Here is a 16,421-nt window from a genome sequence, read left to right on the forward strand (position 1 = left end):
GTGGCGCCGGACCGGTCCGGCGCCACCCCTCTCACGACGTGCTCAGCCCTGCTGCGGGCCGCCGAAACCGCCGGGCGGCGTGCCCTGGCCGGGCTGCGGGCCGGGCTGGCCGAACTGGCCCGGCTGCGGCATGTAGGACGTCGGCTGCGGCTGGGAGGGCTGCGCCTGGCCCTGCTGCTGCGGCGGCGGGGCCTGCTGGCCGAACTGGCCGGACGGCGGGCCGAACTGCTGCGGCTGCTGGCCCTGCTGCGGGAACGCGCCCGAGTGCGGGTTCCAGCCGCCCGGCTGGCCGTAGACGTTCGCGGTCTTCGGCTGCAGCTTCACGATGCCCGTCTCCAGCAGCAGGCTCATCACGACGGCCGCCGTGAGCAGCAGCGACACGATCAGCAGCACGATCTGCATGCCCTGGACGTCGGCCTCGGTGGTGATCAGACCCTGGAGCAGCCCCAGCGTGGGGATCAGCGCGAACGGCACCGCCGCGTACAGCAGGCCCTTGGGCGCCTTCGGCAGCACGGACAGGCCCGCGAGCGTGCCCGCCGCGTACAGGTACTCGGAGGACGGCACGTCGTCGGCGAACGCGAGCAGGAACGCGATCAGCGCCAGACCGGCGGCGACCAGCGGAAGGATGAGGTTCAGGTTCACACCCACCGCCGGCTGCGCCGGACCCGGCGGCTGCTGAGGGGCGCCGTACGGCTGGGACATGATGCGGTCTCCTCCACCTGCGAACTGATTTCGGGTCGACAGAACGCTAGCCGATGCACACTCTCCGACGGCGACCGGACTCCCGTGGTTCCCCCCAATGTGCGCATTGACTCGTCCGAACACGCACCGAGGGCCACCTCACGGGGGAGGTGGCCCTCGGCGGGTTGCCCGAACGGAGCAGCGTCAGCCGATGGACTGCATGATCTCGCGCATGAGGGCGGCGGTCTCGCTCGGCGTCTTGCCGACCTTCACGCCCGCGGCCTCCAGGGCCTCCTTCTTCGCCTGCGCGGTGCCGGCCGAGCCGGACACGATCGCGCCCGCGTGGCCCATCGTCTTGCCCTCGGGCGCGGTGAAGCCCGCCACGTAGCCGACGACCGGCTTGGTGACGTTCTCCTTGATGTAGGCCGCGGCCCGCTCCTCGGCGTCGCCGCCGATCTCGCCGATCATCACGATCGCCGCGGTCTCCGGGTCGGCCTCGAAGGCCGCCAGCGCGTCGATGTGGGTGGTGCCGATGATCGGGTCGCCGCCGATGCCGATCGCGGTGGAGAAGCCGAAGTCCCGCAGCTCGTACATCATCTGGTAGGTCAGCGTGCCCGACTTCGACACCAGGCCGATCTTGCCCGGGCCGGAGATGTTGGCCGGGATGATGCCCGCGTTGGACTGCCCGGGGCTGATCAGGCCGGGGCAGTTCGGGCCGATGATCCGCGTCTTGTTGCCGGTCGCGACGGCGTGCGCCCAGAACGCGGCGGTGTCGTGCACCGGGATGCCCTCGGTGATCACGACGGCCAGGCCGATGCCCGCGTCGATCGCCTCGATCACGGCCGCCTTGGCGAACGCCGGCGGCACGAAGATCACGGTGACGTCGGCGCCGGTGGCCTCCATGGCCTCGGCCACGGTGCCGAACACCGGCAGCACGGTGCCGTCGAAGTCGACCTTCTCGCCCGCCTTGCGCGGGTTCACGCCGCCGACGATGGTCGTGCCGGACGCCAGCATCCGCTTGGTGTGCTTGGTGCCCTCGGCGCCGGTCATGCCCTGGACGATGACCTTGCTGTCCTTGGTGATGAAGATAGCCATCGTCAGACCCCCGCAGCCGCGAGCTCGGCGGCCTTGTCGGCCGCGTTGTCCATAGTGTCCACCACGGTGACCAGCGGGTGGTTGGCCTCGGCGAGGATCCGCCGGCCCTCCTCCACGTTGTTGCCGTCCAGGCGGACCACGAGCGGCTTGGTGGCCTCGTCGCCCAGGATGCCCAGCGCGGCCACGATGCCGTTGGCCACCGCGTCGCACGCGGTGATGCCGCCGAACACGTTCACGAACACCGAACGCACGTCGGGGTCGTGCAGGATGATGTCCAGGCCGTTGGCCATGACCTCGGCCGACGCGCCGCCGCCGATGTCGAGGAAGTTCGCGGGCTTGACGCCGTTGTGCTTCTCGCCGGCGTACGCCACCACGTCCAGGGTGGACATCACGAGACCGGCGCCGTTGCCGATGATGCCGACCTGGCCGTCGAGCTTGACGTAGTTGAGGCCCTTCGCCTTGGCCTTGGCCTCCAGCGGGTCCTCGGCCTGCTTGTCGACCAGCGCCTCGTGGCCGGGGTGGCGGAAGGAGGCGTTCTCGTCGAGGGTGACCTTGCCGTCGAGCGCGACGATCCTGCCCTCGGGGTCGCGGACCAGCGGGTTGACCTCGACCAGCGTGGCGTCCTCGGAGACGAAGGTGTCCCACAGCTTCACGATGACGTCGGCCACCTGGTCGGCCACCTCGGCCGGGAACTTGGCCGCGGCCACGATCTCGTCGGCCTTCGCGCGGTCCACGCCCTTGATCGCGTCCACCGGCACCTTGGCCAGGGCCTCGGGCTTGGTCGCGGCGACCTCTTCGATGTCCATGCCGCCCTCGACGCTGGCCATGGCCAGGAAGGTGCGGTTGGCGCGGTCGAGGAGGAAGGAGAAGTAGTACTCCTCGGCGATGTCGGACGCGGGCGTCACCAGCACGCGGTGAACGACGTGCCCCTTGATGTCCAGGCCGAGGATCGCCTCGGCCTTGGCCTCGGTCTCGTCCGGGGTCTCGGCGAGCTTGACGCCGCCCGCCTTGCCACGGCCACCCGTCTTGACCTGGGCCTTGACCACGACGGTCTGGCCGAAGCGCTCGGCGATGGCCTTCGCCTCGGCGGGGGTGCTCGCCACGTCGCCCGGAAGTACCGGGACGTCGTGGGCGGCGAAGAGGTCCTTCGCCTGGTACTCGTACAGGTCCACTCGGGTCTCCTGCGACGTCGGTGTCGGACACCGCGTCATGTCGTGCGGTCCTCATGGTCCGGCGCTCCAGGCCGGGGCCTGGCGCCCACACGTACCAGGCATCACCTGGAACGCCGGCACAGCCGTGGGGGACCGGCTCGACGCGGCTTCGCAAGACACTATCGACCTGCTCGGACTCCACCGCACCCCACGCCCGTGAAGTCCGTCATAGAGGTGGTGAGGTCGATCACCACACCGATTCAGCGGGCCGTGCGCAGCGCGCCGGCGACGAGGAACGCGGCCGTCGCGGCGACGGCGAGCCACAGGCCCGGACCGGGCGCGGCCTCGGCGGCGCGGGCGGCGGTCAGCGGGTACTCCAGGGCGCGGACGGCCGTGACGACGGCCGCGCCGAGCAGCAGCGCCGCGCCCCGGCCCGGCCGGGCCTTGAGCGCGATGCCGGCGGCGGCCACGACCGCGAGCAACGCGACGAGCAAGCCGAAGGAGCCGACGCGCAACCCGAACGCGCCGAACGGCACGAAGTCCGGCGCGCGCAGCACGGGCAGGGCGAACGCGCCGAGGGCGAGCAGCGCGGCGATCAGGGTGGTGGCGACCAGCGGCAGCGGCGGTTCGGTCGTGGTCGTGCCGACCTCGTCCCGCTCCACCGCGCCGGCCAGCGCGGCGAGGACGGCGGCGACCGCCGCGGCGACCACGGAGCCCGCGGTGAACCAGACGCCGACCCCCGGCTGGACGAGGTTGACCCGCGTCGCGGCGAACACGGCGTCGAGCGCGCCGGCGGCGGCGAGCCCGACGGTGGCCGTGGCGACGGTGAAGGCGGGGCGGACGGCGGCCTTGGCGAGCAGTGCGGCGGCGAGCACGGCGAGGGCGATCGCGGCCGGCCAGAGCAGGCGCGCGGCGTAGGCCGTGGGCGCGGGGAAGCCGGCGGGCACGACGAGCTGGGCGGTGGACGCGCCGGCGGCCGCGGCCGCCGCGGCGAGCAGGCCGGCCGTGCCCGCGATGACGTGCAGCCGGCGTTGGCCCGGCAGTTCGAGGTCGTACGGGTCGGCGTCCTTGGGGGTCCGCTGCGGCCACGCGAGCGCGACGGCGGCGGCGAGCACGAGGAACGGGCCGACGGCCGGGCCCACGCGGTCCACGGCGAGGGCCGTCGCGATCGGCGGCAGCGCGAGCGCGAGCAGGGCGGCGGCCAGGCCGAGCAGGCCGCCCCTGCGGGCCTCGTGGGTGGTGGCGCTGGCCGCGAGGACCGCGAGGGCGGGCGCGGCGAGGGTGAGGACGAGCCCGCCGAGCATCGGCAGCGTCGGCGACTCGAACGGGCCGCGGGCCGGGATCAGCGCGTCGGTCGAGGTGAACGGCGCGGTGAACAGGCCGATGCCCGCCACGATGCCGGCCGTCGCGGGCCGGACGAAGCCCGCCCGTTCGCTGCGGACGTCCGGTTCCGCGCCGAGGGTCGCCAGCGCGCCCGCGGCGATCAGCAGGACGTGCCCGGCGACGAGCAGCCACGCGCCCGCGGTGGGGGTGGGCGCGGCGAGGGACTGCGGCCGGAACAGCTCCGGGCGGGAGGCGTCGACCGGGTCGAGGACCAGTTGCAGGTCGTTGAGCAGCCGTCCGACGGCGAACACGGCGGGCGCGACGAGCGCCGCCGCCGCGGTCAGCTCCTGGCCGCGGGCGAGGAAGACGGCCGCCAGGGCCGTCGGGAGCACGGCGAGCAGCGCCAGCAGCGGCCAGGCCGTGAACGCGGGCGGCGCGGAGGCGTCGACCACGCCGACAGCCGGGGCCACCGCGGTGAGCAACGCGCCCGCCGCGGCCACCCCGACCGCCGCCCGCAGTCTCGTGGTGGGCGGTGAGACCGGTTCAGCGGTTCGGGTCACCGGCCGGACGCTAGCAAAACCGCGGGCACGGCGACGGCCGGCACCGCGCGGCCCCGGGTTGCGCAGGGCGAGCGCGGACCGGGAGGTTGCGCGGGGCTGAGGTTGTGCAGGGCGGGGTTGTGCAGGGCCGGGTTGTGCAGGGCCGGGTTGTGCAGGGCCGGGTTGTGCAGGGCCGGGTTGCGCAGGGCCGGGTTGCGCGGGGCGGGGTTGCGCAGGGCCGGGTTGCGCGGGACGCGGTTGCGCGGGGCGGGCACCGGGTACTGGTGGTCGATGGGGGCGTCATCGACTTCCGCGGGCCGGCTCGCGGCCGGCTGGGCGGACCGGCTCAAGGCGACCTGGGCGGACCCGCTCGCGGCGACCGGGCTGGACCGGTTCGCGACCACCTGGGCGAACCGGCTGGACGCCGGGCTCCGGGTGGCGGGCGAGGCCCTCGGGCCGGCCGGGGGCGTGCTGCGGGCGGTCGCGTCGCCGGCCGGGGTGCGCGGTGTGGCGGTCGAGGCGGCCTGGCTGGCGGCGCGCACCGTGCTGTACCCGTGGGGCGCGTTGGAGGAGAGGCCGAAGGCCGATCGCCACTACCGCACCGACCGCCTCCCGCCCCGCCGGCGCGGTCTCCTCGTTTCGGCCGGGGAAGCGGCGGGCACCCCCATCGTGTTGGTGCACGGCATCGGGGACAACAGGTCCGCCTTCGCAGTGCTGTCGGGGGCGCTGCGGAGGCGGGGCTTCACCGCCGTGCACGCGGTGAACCACAGCGTGCTGACCGCGGTGACGGGGGACGTCCGGCGGTCGGCGGCGCTGCTCGGGGAGCAGGTCGAGCGGATCCGCGAGCGGACCGGGGCCGACCGGGTGCACGTGGTCGGCCACTCGTTGGGCGGGCTCATCGCCCGTTATTACGTGCAGCGCCTCGGCGGCGACGAGCGGGTGCGCACGCTGACCACCCTCGGCACCCCGCACCGCGGCACCCTGGCCGCCTACCTGCTGCCCACGCCCCTGACCAGGCAGTTGAGGCCCGGTTCGGAGCTGTTGTCCGAATTGGCCGAACCGTCCCCGCCCTGCCGCACCCGGTTCGTCGTGGTGTGGAGCGAGTTGGACCAGGTGATCGTCCCGCAGGCCAACGCCCGGTTGACGCACCCGGCGCTCGTCGTCGAGGAGCACCGGATACGTGATTCAGGTCACCTTTCGCTCTCGATCGACACGCGGGTACTTGATCTAATTGTGACCGCGATCACTCGTTCGCATGGCAACCCCTCTCACCCCATCGTGCCTGGACCCACCGGGTTTCGGAGCGATACGGCGACGGTGAGTGACCACTCATACGCGGGTGTGTCCCACTGACCGCTAAACGGTAGACATCGTCATCGGGGATTGCCCTTAAGGGCTCCGCGCCGTTATCTTCCCCCGGTCCGTTGTCACGGTCTGGTCACAAGCAGGACGACGAGTCGGTACCCCGACCGGCTCACCGGGATCCCCCGCCCGGCAGTCCGACCGGACTCCCCGAAGACGGAAGGCCAGGTTTTGTCTCAACACCGCTCCCCCGGCGGCCATACGAGCTCTGCGGTGCTCGAAGAAGCGGCAGACCGCGCTTCGACCCGTGGCGTGGGCTCTCACCGGCTCCCGCCCCCGCCCTCGGCGCTGCGCGGCCGGATCGTGGTCGCCGCGGTCGCCGTCGGCGCCTTCGCGGCCGCCGGCGCAGGGCAGACGCTCCACGCCCTCGGCTCCGACTCGCCGTCCTCGTCCGACGAGGTCACCCCGCTCGCGAACGCCGCCGACGGCGCCGCCGCGTTCGGCGTCGGCGGCACCGGTCCGGCGTCCCCGCAGGTCCTGCCCGTCGCGAAGACGGTCGACCCGGCGGCCGAGGCGCAGAAGCTCGTCAAGAGCCAGCAGATCACCGAGACCCGCGAGGCCGAGGAGGCCGAGGCCAGGCGACCCAAGTTCGCCCGCCCCGCCGCCGGCGAGTTCACGTCCGGGTGGGGTGGTCGCTGGGGCGAGATGCACTACGGCATCGACATCGCCGGCCCCATCGGCACCCCGATCCTGTCCGCCGCGGATGGTGTCGTGATCGAGGCCGGTCCCGCAAGCGGTTTTGGCCTCTGGGTCAAGGTCGAGCACGCCGACGGCTCCGTGACCGTCTACGGCCACGTGGACACCTACTCCGTGCGCAAGGGCCAGAAGGTCCTCGCGGGCGAGCAGATCGCGCGCATGGGCAACCGCGGCTTCTCCACCGGCCCGCACCTGCACTTCGAGGTGTGGAACCCGGACGGCAAGAAGATCAACCCGCTGTCCTGGCTGAACTCCAAGGGCATCAGCGTCTGAGCGCACCGACGCTCTGAGCGCACCGACGCGAAGGGCCGGGCTGCACGAGGCAGCCCGGCCCTTGCTCTGTGGAACCGTCCCCCTTCGATCCCCCCTGTGCGGTCACCGTCCCCGACGCGGCTCCCGCACGCCCCCGTGCACCACACCCCCGCTGCCGCCGGCGGCTCCCCCTGGCCGGTTCGCCCCGACCGACCCGGCCGTCCCGCTGGTGACACCCCTATAGACGTGCGAGTGCCATTCGGGTTGCCCGGGAATCCGGCAGGGCCTCAGAGCTTCACGAGGGGCACGCCGCCGATGAGCATCAGCCGCACGGTCCCCGCGCCGCCGAAGTCGATCGTGGCCGTCGCCCGGGGCCCCGAGCCGTCCACGGCGACCACGCGGCCGAGCCCGTACTTGTCGTGGCTGACCCGGTCGCCCACGTCCAGCTTGAGCGCCGGCGTGTCCTTCCAGCCCGCGTTCGTGGGCGCGGGGCGCGAGGCGCCCGAACCGCGGCCCCACGACGTCGGCGCGGACGGCGCGGACCGCCTGGGCTCCACCCGCCGCCAGTCGATCAGGTCGGCCGGGATCTCGTCCAGGAACCGCGACGCCGGGTTGGCCGACGGCTGCCCCCACGCCGAGCGCACCAGCGCCCGGGACAGGTACAGCCGCTTCTGCGCCCGGGTGATGCCGACGTACGCCAGGCGGCGCTCCTCGGCCAGCTCGGTCGGGTCGCCCAGGGCCCGCAGGTGCGGGAAGACGCCGTCCTCCCAGCCCGTGCAGAACACGACGGGGTACTCCAGGCCCTTGGCGGTGTGCAGGGTCATCAGCGTGACCACGCCGTCGGACTCCGCGTCCGGCACCGAGTCGGCGTCCGCGACCAGCGACACCCGCTCCAGGAACGCGGCCAGCGAGCCCTCGGAGGGAAGGCCCTCGTCCTCCTCCGGCACCGGGACCGCCGCGCCGAGGTCGGTGAACTCGCGGGCCACCGTGACCAGCTCGTTCAGGTTCTCGACGCGGGTGTGGTCCTGCGGGTCCTCGCTCGCCTCCAGCTCGGCCCGGTAGGCGGTCTTCTCCAGCACCGCCTCGAGGATGTCCGCCACGTCGTCGCCGCGCTCGACCAGCTCCCCCAGCTCGTCCATCAGCTCGACGAACCCGGCGATCGCGTTGCGGGAACGCGGGTTGAGCAGCGGCACCTTGCCGGTCACCGCGTCGCGCAGCGCCGCCGCGAAGCTGATCCGCTCGCGCTCGGCGTACATCGACACGCACGCCTCCGCGCGCTCGCCGATGCCGCGCTTGGGCACGTTGAGGATGCGCCGCAGCGACACCGTGTCGTCCGGGTTGGACAGCGCCCGCAGGTACGCCAGCGCGTCGCGCACCTCGCGCCGCTCGTAGAACCGCACGCCGCCGACGACCCGGTAGGGCAGGCCGAGGCGGATGAAGATCTCCTCGAACACGCGCGACTGGTTGTTGGTCCGGTAGAACACGGCGATCTCGCCGTTGTTCGCCTCGCCGCCGTCCACCAGGCGGTCGATCTCGTTGGCGACGAACTGCGCCTCGTCGTGCTCGTTGTCCGCGACGTAGCCGACGATCTTCTCGCCGTCGCCCAGGTCGCTCCACAGCCGCTTGTCCCGGCGGTTCGGGTTGCGCGAGATGACCGCGTTGGCGGCGCTGAGGATGGTCTGCGTGGACCGGTAGTTCTGCTCCAGCAGGATCGTGGTGGCCTGCGGGTAGTCGCGCTCGAACTCGACGATGTTGCGGATCGTCGCGCCGCGGAAGGCGTAGATCGACTGGTCCGCGTCGCCCACCACGCACAGCTCGCCCGGCGGCACGCCGTCGGAGCCCGTGCCGATCAGCTCGCGGACCAGCGTGTACTGCGCGTGGTTGGTGTCCTGGTACTCGTCGACCAGCACGTGCCGGAACCGGCGGTGGTAGTGCTCGGCCACCTCGGGGTGCCGCTGGAGCAGCTCCACCGTGCGCATGATGAGGTCGTCGAAGTCGAGCGAGTTCGACTCGCCCAGCCGGCGCTGGTAGCTCTCGTAGACCTCGGCGACGCGGCGCTCCAGGTCGTTGGCCGCGCGCTCCTTGGCGGTGGCGGCGTCGACCAGCTCGTTCTTGAGGTTCGAGATGTGGATCGCCAGCGTGCGCGCCGGGTAGCGCTTGGGGTCCAGGTCGAGGTCGCGCGCCACGAGCGTGATCAGCCGGCGCGTGTCGTCCGAGTCGTAGATGGAGAAGTTGGACGACATGCCGAGGGTCTTGGCCTCGCGGCGCATCACCCGCACGCACATCGAGTGGAACGTGGAGACCCACATCGAGCGGGCCCGCGCGCCGACCAGGTCGGCCACCCGCTCCTTCATCTCGGCGGCGGCCTTGTTGGTGAAGGTGATCGCCATGATCTCGCCGGGGTGGACGTCCCGCTCGGCGAGCAGGTAGGCGATGCGGCGGGTCAGCACGCGCGTCTTGCCCGAGCCCGCGCCCGCGACGACCAGCAGCGGCGCGCCCGAGTGCTCGACGGCCCGGCGCTGGGACGGGTTGAGGTCGTCGAGCAGCCGCCCGGAACGGGACCGGTCGGACCGGGAAGAGGGGGGACTTGGGGGCAAGTCGAACAAGGCGCTCATCGCCTGTTCACGTTACCGGGTACCCCCGACAGCCCGTGGCTGTGGCATGATGTGGCGGTGCGCATGGCCCACTTCGAGTTTTTCTACGGGATCCGGACTCCGGCTCCCGTGGACCGCTAGCGCCGAACAAGCCACCACGAAGCCCCGGAGTCCTCGGACCCCGGGGCTTCGCTGCTGCCAGGGCTGGGACTCCAACCGGAGAGTCGAGAGGTCGTCACGATGAACAGCACCGAAACCGCCCAGGACATCGACGCGTTGCGCCAGGAGATCGACCACCTGGACGCCGAGCTGTTGCGGCTGGTCAAGCGACGGGTCGAGGTCTCGAAGCTGATCGGCGCGGCCCGCATGGCCGCCGGCGGCACCCGGATCGTGCACAACCGGGAGATCGACGTCATCAACCGCTACAAGGACCTCGGCCCGGAGGGCCGGGACCTGGCGATGATCCTGCTCAAGCTGGGTCGCGGCCCCCTCGGCAGGTAACCCCGCCGGACCGCCGACCCCGGTCCCGCGGGGGTCAGCGGGCGAAGTCCCACGCCGTGAGCGCGGCCTTGGCCCTGGCCAGGTCCGCGCTCACGAGCTGGGTGTCGTCCGGCACGTAGGCGAGCGGGTCCTCCAGCAGCTCCAGCCCCAGCAGGCCCTCCACCAGCGCGTGCAGGCACAGCGCCGAGTAGCCGCGCAGGTAGCCGCCCTCCTGCGTGAGCACGGTGGGCAGCCCGAGCCCCGACACGGCCCGGCCGATGTGCCGGTAGCCCGCGGCGGTCAGGTTGTGCCTGCCGTTCGGGTCGAACGCCGACCCGTCGAACCCGGACGCGCAGACCAGGAAGTCCGCGCCGAACTCGGCCAGCGCCGGGAAGGCGACCTCCTCCAGCGCCCGCCGGTACGCGCCGTCCCCCGCGCCCAGCGACAGCTCGACGTTGATGTTCGACGGGCCCGACTCGGCGGGCCCGCCCGTCTGCGGGTGGTTCGCGCCCCACGGGCCGTGGCGCATGTGCACGGACACGGTGAGCACGTCCGGGGTGTCGCGGAACACCTCCTGCGTGCCGTTGCCGTGGTGCACGTCCCAGTCCAGCACCGCGACCCGGCGACCCGCGCGCCGGGCCGTCTCGGCGACCAGCGCGGGGTTGTTGACCAGGCAGTACCCGTCCGCCATGGTCCGCTGCGCGTGGTGGCCGGGCGGGCGGACCAGGGCGTACGCCAGGCGCGTGCGGCCGGCGGCGACGGCCTCGTACGCGGCGAGCGCGGTGCCGGCGGCGGCCCGGACGGCGTCCCACGAGCCGGGGCCGACCGGGGTGTTCACCTCGACGGCGGCGCCCGTGGCGCACGCCGCCCGCAGTCGTGCCAGGTAGGACGGGGTGTGGACGCGGGCCAACTCCTCGTCGTCGGCGAACCGCCCGGTCGAGAAGGTCAGGTGCGGCGCGACCGGGCCGTGCCGCAGGGCGTGCCGGAACGTGCGCAGCCTGGCCGCGTTCTCCGGGTGCGGTTCGGGCTCGTCGAGCCACCCCCACCGGCCGGGCAGCTCCCACAGCCCGGTGCCGGTGTCGTGCTCGAGGCACGCGTCGTGCCAGAAGACCTCCACCCCGGTGGGATATCAGGGCGATCACGGATGGTCCAGCGGGTTTGTCCGAGGGCACACTGGTGCCATGGTCATCGGTCTCATCACGGGCCTCATCGCGATCCTGGGTGTGCTCGCCGCGCTGGCGCACGACGGGTACCTCGCGATGCTCGGTTCCGCCGCCAAGTCCAAGCGCGCCGCGGGCGCGCCCATCGCCCAGTACGTGCGCAGCCGGTGGACCGTCGCCGGGGTGACGACGATCATCGCGCTCGTGGGCCTGCTGATCACGTCCGGGTCCAGCGTCTCCGGCGACATCATCGGCGCGCTGATCGCGGGCGGCGCGGGCCTCGCCGCCACCAACGCGCTCCAGGGCACCCGGAAGAGGCTGAACAGCGGAAGCTGAGCAGGTTCACCCTTAAGTGTGCGGATCAGACCCACAAGGCTGATCCACCCGGCTCCACGGGAACCCGCCACCTACGCTGAGGCAGCAGCGGGGTACTCGGCGTCCCACCCCCATTCCCCGCGCGGCTCGAACCCACCGGGTGAGTTCGGGCCCGGCAGGTGAAACCCGCGAGGGCCGTCCGGCCAGGGGGCGGGAGGGGTCGGCGAGCATGGACATCGGGGATGCGGAACGGTCGGACCGGCGTCGGCGGCAGGACGGGACGGCGCACCGGGCGCCCACGTGCGGCGAGCCGGCGGCCGAGCGCCCGGCGGCCGCGCGGGACCCGTTCGGCCACCCCGACGCCGTGGGGCTGTGCAAGTTCAACATCGGCCTGGTCCCCGCGTCGGTGACGCCGCCCCGCACGTGGAAGGCGGCCGCCTGGTTCGCCGTGCTGTCCTCGGCGGGCGTCCTGGTCGGGCTCGCGGTCGCGGCGGCCAACCTGGTCGGTTCGAGCGGCCCGGCCGAGCGCATCGCGCTGCCCGGCTACCCGACCGACGTGCCGCTGCTCACCCACTTCCCCACCAGCCCCCCGCCGACGACGACCGCCGAGGACCCGGGCCGCACGCCGGCCGAGGCGTCCGCGGCGGGTCTGGCCGGCGGCGAAGGCGTCGGCGGCGGCTCCCCGGTCGGGCGCACCGACGGCGCGACCGCGGCGCAGGCCGCGTCCCCCGTGGTCACCACCGTGCCGGCGACCGACGGCCCGGTCGTGGACCCCGAGGCGATCGCGGTGAGCACCGAGCTGTTCTACGAGCAGGTGGCGGCCGACACCGACACCGCCCTGACCCTCGTGTCGGACACGTTCCGGGCGACCGGCGAGGCGCTGCTGCACGAGGACTTCGCCGACGTGGCGGCCGTCGAGGTCCGGGAGATCAGCGTGGACCCCGTGCGCGGCGTCACGGTGAGCACGTTGCACCTCACCCGCAAGGACGGGACCACGACCACGGAGAAGCGGGAGCTGTCGTTCACCACCGACGGCCCCCTGATGATCCACGGGGAGCGTCGCGCGCCCGGCGCGTGACCGCCCGCGTTCCGTAGTCCTTCGTCCGTTCGGGCGACGGGTTTTGACCACTGGTCGCCACGAACGAGTGAAGTCTCCCGCTGAGCTGGATTCCCACCCGCCCCCGACGGTACGAGTCTTGGCGACGACACGACGAGGGAGTCGCCAGTGCAGCGCCCTACGACGAGCGGTCGCAGGCACAACCGCGCGGGTTCGGTCACGGTGGCGGAGCTGATCCGGAAGCAGCCCGCGCCGACGCGCGTCCGGCTCCGCCAGCCGGTCGGCGCGCACGGCCTCGCGGGTGGCGCGCACCCGGAGCCGCCGCCGAGGGGCAGGGCCAGGCTGGTCGGTGTGGTCGCCGGGGCGGTCGTGCTCCTGGGCTGGATCGCGGGCGCCGCGATCCTGGCGGGGAACCGCCCCGCCGGTCCCGTCGAACCGCGGGTCGAGCCGCCCGCGTCGATCACCGGGTCGTTCGCGCTGCGGCCGGACGTGCTGTCGGGGCGACTCGGCGGCGAAGGGCCCGACCGGGCGGTCGCCCGGCCGCACCAGCCGCCGCCGGCGGCCGACGAGTCGCCGGTCATGGTGCCGACCCCGCACCTGGTCGTCGGGCCCCAACCGCAGGTGGACGTGGTGCGGCGGTTCTTCGAGCTGCTGCCGGCCAACCCGGCGGAGGCGTCCCGGCTGCTGTCGCCGGACCTGCTCGGCGGGGACGGCGGGGACTTCGTCGAGTCCTGGGGCGTGGTGCAGGCGATCACCCTGGAGGCGACCCGGCTGAGGCCGGACGGCACGGTGCTCGCGGTCGTGTCGCTGCAGGAGCGCACCGGTCGGTGGATGCACGTCGAGCAGGTATTCCACTTGACCGACACGAGCGTTCCGCGCATCGTCGGCACCGAGGTCTTGGCCGCGCAACGCCAGTGACGATCCGTAGCGATCACGCCCCAGGTGTTCACTGTGCGTTTATAAATCCCTGGAAGTCGTAGGAAACTTCACTCAAAGGGGTTACGTAGACGGTCACGATTCGGTATCCATGGTCCCGGTCAGTAGCGCGATGCACTCCCGGGAAAGGTGTCCAGCGGTGTCGAACGACGACAAACGCCGTCGACAGGATGGCTCGACGGCCAAGCTGTCCGTCGCCGACCTGCTCGCCCGGCGCGAGGCGGAGACGCAGCCGATCCCGCGGATCCCCACCGGTGAGGACCGGGCGCCCCGGCGCGACCGCCACGACGACGAGCAGACCGTCCGCTTCCCGGCGTCCGCCGTCTCCGGCGCGACCAACCTCTCGGGCCGCGAACTGCACATCACCGAGCTGCTGCGCCGCGAGGGCCGCGCCGGCGAGGAGGAGCGCGGCGGCGGGTTCTCCGTGCCGAAGCTCGTCGCGATGGCCAGCGGCGGCGTGGTGCTCGCCGGCACCGTCGCGTTCACCGCGAGCAACCTGCTGACGTCCCCGGACGAGCGCCCGCCCGCCGAGGTGCGCTTCGACGCCCGCCCGGCCGCCCGCGCCACGAACACCCTCACCAAGGACCTCGGCGCCGCCGCGGCCCAGCAGGCGCAGCCGCAGGCCGAGACGACGACCACCACGCCGGAGCAGACCGGGCAGCCCGCGCAGACGACGACCCAGCGCCAGCAGCGGCCCGTGCAGCAGCAGCCGACCGCCACGACGACCACGCAGCAGCAGGCCGAGCAGCAGGCCACCACGAGCACGCAGGCGCCGAGCCCGAGCAGCAGCACGCAGACCACGACCCCCGCGCCGACGACCACGACGCCCGCACCGCCGAGCAGCAGCTCGCAGCCGCCGTCGTCCAACCCCTCGTCCACGCCGCCGTCGTCCTCGACGCCGCCGTCGTCGTCCGTCCCGAGCACCCCGCCGGGCGAGGACGACGACCAGGGCCTCGGCCTGGACCTCGACCTGGGCAAGATCCTGAACCCGATCGGCGGGTTCGACTTCTTCGCCCCGGCCAACTGATCGCACCGCAGGTCCGTCCCGAACCCCCCTCCCGGCGTGCCCGAGGGGTCGTTCCGCGGTGGCCGAACCGACCTCCGCAGCCGCGCGGACGACCGGCGCAACCACCCGAACGGGTGGCCCACCGGGCGGTTAGGCCGTTCGGCCGCAAAACTGGCGATCTTCGTGCGAACGGGTGTCCTTACGGGCCGGTATCAGGTATCCCTTCCCGGTCACCTCTCGGCTCACGTGACCTGCGCAACGGCTCGAAAGGCGTAGTCACGGCCGGGGTAGGCTCTGCGGGCGAGCGGTGGCCTAGCCTGTTCCGCGCACCGATCCGCACGACGAGGAGCCCGAGCGTGAGACCTGCTGCCCTTGCCGCGGTCACGCAGCGCCCCAGCGAGGTGGTCCGGTGAGCAACGACGGTCGCGTCATCGCCGAGCGCTACCGGTTCCTGGACCGGATCGGCAGCGGCGCGATGGGCATCGTGTGGCGCGCCCAGGACGAGCGCCTGGGCCGGATCGTGGCGATCAAGCAGCTCCTGCTCGCGCCGAGCCTGGACGAGCGGGAGCAGGACGAGGCCATCCAGCGCGCCATGCGCGAGGGCCGCATCGCCGCCAAGCTGCACCACCCCAACGCCATCGCGGTCTACGACGTGGTGGAGGAGAACGGCGCTCCGTGCCTGGTCATGGAGTACCTGCCGTCCTACAGCCTGGCCGACACGATGGCCGAGCACGGCCCGCTCGACCCGGTCGAGGTCGCCCAGATCGGCATGCAGGCCGCCGCCGCGCTGGCCGCCGCGCACGCCGCCGGGATCGTCCACCGCGACGTCAAGCCCGGCAACGTGCTGCTGGCCGACAACGGCCTGGTCAAGATCACCGACTTCGGCATCTCGCGGGCCAGCGACGACGTCACGGTCACCAAGACCGGCCTGATCGCGGGCACCCCCGCCTACCTCGCGCCGGAGATCGCGCGCGGCCAGGACCCGACGCCCGCCTCGGACGTGTTCTCGCTCGGCTCGACGCTGTACGCGGCGGTCGAGGGCGAGCCGCCGTTCGGGCTGTCGGAGAACACCCTGGGCGTGCTGCACGCCGTCGCGGCGGGCCGGATCAACCCGCCGACGGTCGACCACCCGTTGACCGACGTGCTGCTGCGGCTGCTCAACTACGACCCGGCGGACCGGCCGACCATGGCGCAGGCCCGCGACATGCTCAGCGCCGTGGCCCACGGCCGCAACCCCAGCCTGACCGGCATGCTGCCGGCCGGCCCACCGGGGTTGGCGCCGGCGCCCGCGGGCGCCACGGCGGTCCTGGACGCCGACCGCACCCGCGTGGTGCGGCCCGGTCCGCGGTCCACGGGCGGCGCCACGCCGGTCGCGCCGCCGCCGTCGCGGTCGAACAACCGGGCGCTGGTGATCGCGGCCGTCGTGCTGGGCGCCCTGCTGCTGCTGGGCTTCCTGGCGGTGGCGCTGGACTGGTTCGGCGGGAAGGACCCGATCACGACGCCGCCCGGCGAGACCAGCTCGTCGTCGCCCAAGCCGACCACCACGACCACGGCCCCGCCGACGACGACCACGGTCGAGACGCAGACGGTCACGGTGCAGCCCACCACGACGACCACCACCGCGCCGCCCACCACGACCACGACCACGACGACCACCACCCCGCCGACGACCACGACCACCACGACGACCACCACCGCGCCGCCCACCACGACGACGACCACCCCACCTCCTGCCACGGGGGCGGGACAGGGTGGGTAGCGGACCTCGTAAGGT

15 protein-coding genes are annotated in these 16,421 nt (G+C 73.2%); 8 read left to right on the forward strand and 7 right to left on the reverse strand.

Annotated elements, in window-relative coordinates:
- Window positions 1–42: 42 nt before the first annotated feature.
- From ACWEFJ_RS24735 to ACWEFJ_RS24755, 5 genes are all read right to left on the reverse strand, one after another.
- On the reverse strand, window positions 43–702 hold the full coding sequence (locus ACWEFJ_RS24735; RefSeq protein WP_378083279.1) for a DUF5336 domain-containing protein: 660 nt from the start codon (window positions 700–702) through the stop codon (window positions 43–45).
- A gap of 183 nt (window positions 703–885) precedes the next feature.
- Window positions 886–1,776: a succinate--CoA ligase subunit alpha gene (gene sucD, locus ACWEFJ_RS24740; RefSeq protein ID WP_449715225.1), complete on the reverse strand. Its 891-nt coding sequence runs from the start codon at window positions 1,774–1,776 to the stop codon at window positions 886–888.
- 2 nt (window positions 1,777–1,778) lie between these two features.
- On the reverse strand, window positions 1,779–2,948 hold the full coding sequence (gene sucC / locus ACWEFJ_RS24745; protein ID WP_378083275.1) for an ADP-forming succinate--CoA ligase subunit beta: 1,170 nt from the start codon (window positions 2,946–2,948) through the stop codon (window positions 1,779–1,781).
- A gap of 239 nt (window positions 2,949–3,187) precedes the next feature.
- Entirely contained in the window at window positions 3,188–4,810 is a 1,623-nt protein-coding gene (locus tag ACWEFJ_RS24750) for a hypothetical protein (RefSeq protein ID WP_449715226.1), read from the reverse strand.
- Window positions 4,807–5,064, reverse strand: a complete 258-nt coding sequence (locus ACWEFJ_RS24755; RefSeq protein ID WP_449715227.1) for a hypothetical protein — start codon at window positions 5,062–5,064, stop codon at window positions 4,807–4,809. Before ACWEFJ_RS24755 ends, ACWEFJ_RS24750 begins: the two co-directional genes overlap by 4 nt.
- Window positions 5,065–5,080: 16 nt before the next feature.
- On the opposite strand from ACWEFJ_RS24755, the gene ACWEFJ_RS24760 reads away from it, so the two are divergent.
- Both ACWEFJ_RS24760 and ACWEFJ_RS24765 read left to right on the forward strand, forming a co-directional pair.
- The gene (locus ACWEFJ_RS24760) at window positions 5,081–6,142 is read left to right on the forward strand and encodes an esterase/lipase family protein (RefSeq protein ID WP_449715228.1); all 1,062 of its coding nucleotides are present in this window, start codon (window positions 5,081–5,083) and stop codon (window positions 6,140–6,142) included.
- A 261-nt stretch (window positions 6,143–6,403) separates the two neighbouring features.
- Window positions 6,404–7,120 carry a M23 family metallopeptidase gene (locus ACWEFJ_RS24765; RefSeq protein ID WP_378083268.1) on the forward strand — a complete coding sequence of 239 codons (717 nt, stop codon included), beginning with the start codon at window positions 6,404–6,406 and terminating at the stop codon, window positions 7,118–7,120.
- A 266-nt stretch (window positions 7,121–7,386) separates the two neighbouring features.
- On the opposite strand, the gene pcrA is transcribed toward ACWEFJ_RS24765, so the two are convergent.
- Window positions 7,387–9,714 (reverse strand): DNA helicase PcrA, encoded by a 2,328-nt coding sequence (pcrA, locus tag ACWEFJ_RS24770; RefSeq protein ID WP_378083265.1) that lies wholly within the window; start codon window positions 9,712–9,714, stop codon window positions 7,387–7,389.
- Window positions 9,715–9,933: 219 nt separating this feature from the next.
- Here pcrA and ACWEFJ_RS24775 point away from each other — a divergent pair, with 219 nt between their 5' ends.
- Window positions 9,934–10,194 carry a chorismate mutase gene (locus ACWEFJ_RS24775; protein ID WP_378083264.1) on the forward strand — a complete coding sequence of 87 codons (261 nt, stop codon included), beginning with the start codon at window positions 9,934–9,936 and terminating at the stop codon, window positions 10,192–10,194.
- Between the two features lie 34 nt (window positions 10,195–10,228).
- Here the strand turns inward: ACWEFJ_RS24775 and ACWEFJ_RS24780 are convergent, their stop codons facing one another.
- Window positions 10,229–11,290, reverse strand: a complete 1,062-nt coding sequence (locus ACWEFJ_RS24780; RefSeq protein ID WP_449715229.1) for a histone deacetylase — start codon at window positions 11,288–11,290, stop codon at window positions 10,229–10,231.
- A gap of 64 nt (window positions 11,291–11,354) precedes the next feature.
- Here ACWEFJ_RS24780 and ACWEFJ_RS24785 point away from each other — a divergent pair, with 64 nt between their 5' ends.
- The 5 genes from ACWEFJ_RS24785 to ACWEFJ_RS24805 all read left to right on the forward strand — a co-directional run bounded on the left by ACWEFJ_RS24785 (window position 11,355) and on the right by ACWEFJ_RS24805 (window position 16,406).
- Window positions 11,355–11,669 carry a hypothetical protein gene (locus tag ACWEFJ_RS24785; protein WP_378083261.1) on the forward strand — a complete coding sequence of 105 codons (315 nt, stop codon included), beginning with the start codon at window positions 11,355–11,357 and terminating at the stop codon, window positions 11,667–11,669.
- 208 nt (window positions 11,670–11,877) lie between these two features.
- Window positions 11,878–12,726: a hypothetical protein gene (locus ACWEFJ_RS24790; protein WP_449715230.1), complete on the forward strand. Its 849-nt coding sequence runs from the start codon at window positions 11,878–11,880 to the stop codon at window positions 12,724–12,726.
- A 147-nt stretch (window positions 12,727–12,873) separates the two neighbouring features.
- Window positions 12,874–13,623, forward strand: a complete 750-nt coding sequence (locus ACWEFJ_RS24795; protein WP_449715231.1) for a hypothetical protein — start codon at window positions 12,874–12,876, stop codon at window positions 13,621–13,623.
- A gap of 157 nt (window positions 13,624–13,780) precedes the next feature.
- A complete protein-coding gene (locus ACWEFJ_RS24800; protein WP_449715232.1) occupies window positions 13,781–14,668 on the forward strand; it encodes a hypothetical protein in 888 nt (295 codons plus the stop codon).
- Window positions 14,669–15,056: 388 nt separating this feature from the next.
- Window positions 15,057–16,406 carry a serine/threonine-protein kinase gene (locus tag ACWEFJ_RS24805; protein WP_449715233.1) on the forward strand — a complete coding sequence of 450 codons (1,350 nt, stop codon included), beginning with the start codon at window positions 15,057–15,059 and terminating at the stop codon, window positions 16,404–16,406.
- Window positions 16,407–16,421: the final 15 nt, after the last annotated feature.

The sequence above is a fragment of the Actinosynnema sp. NPDC004786 genome, assembly GCF_053601135.1.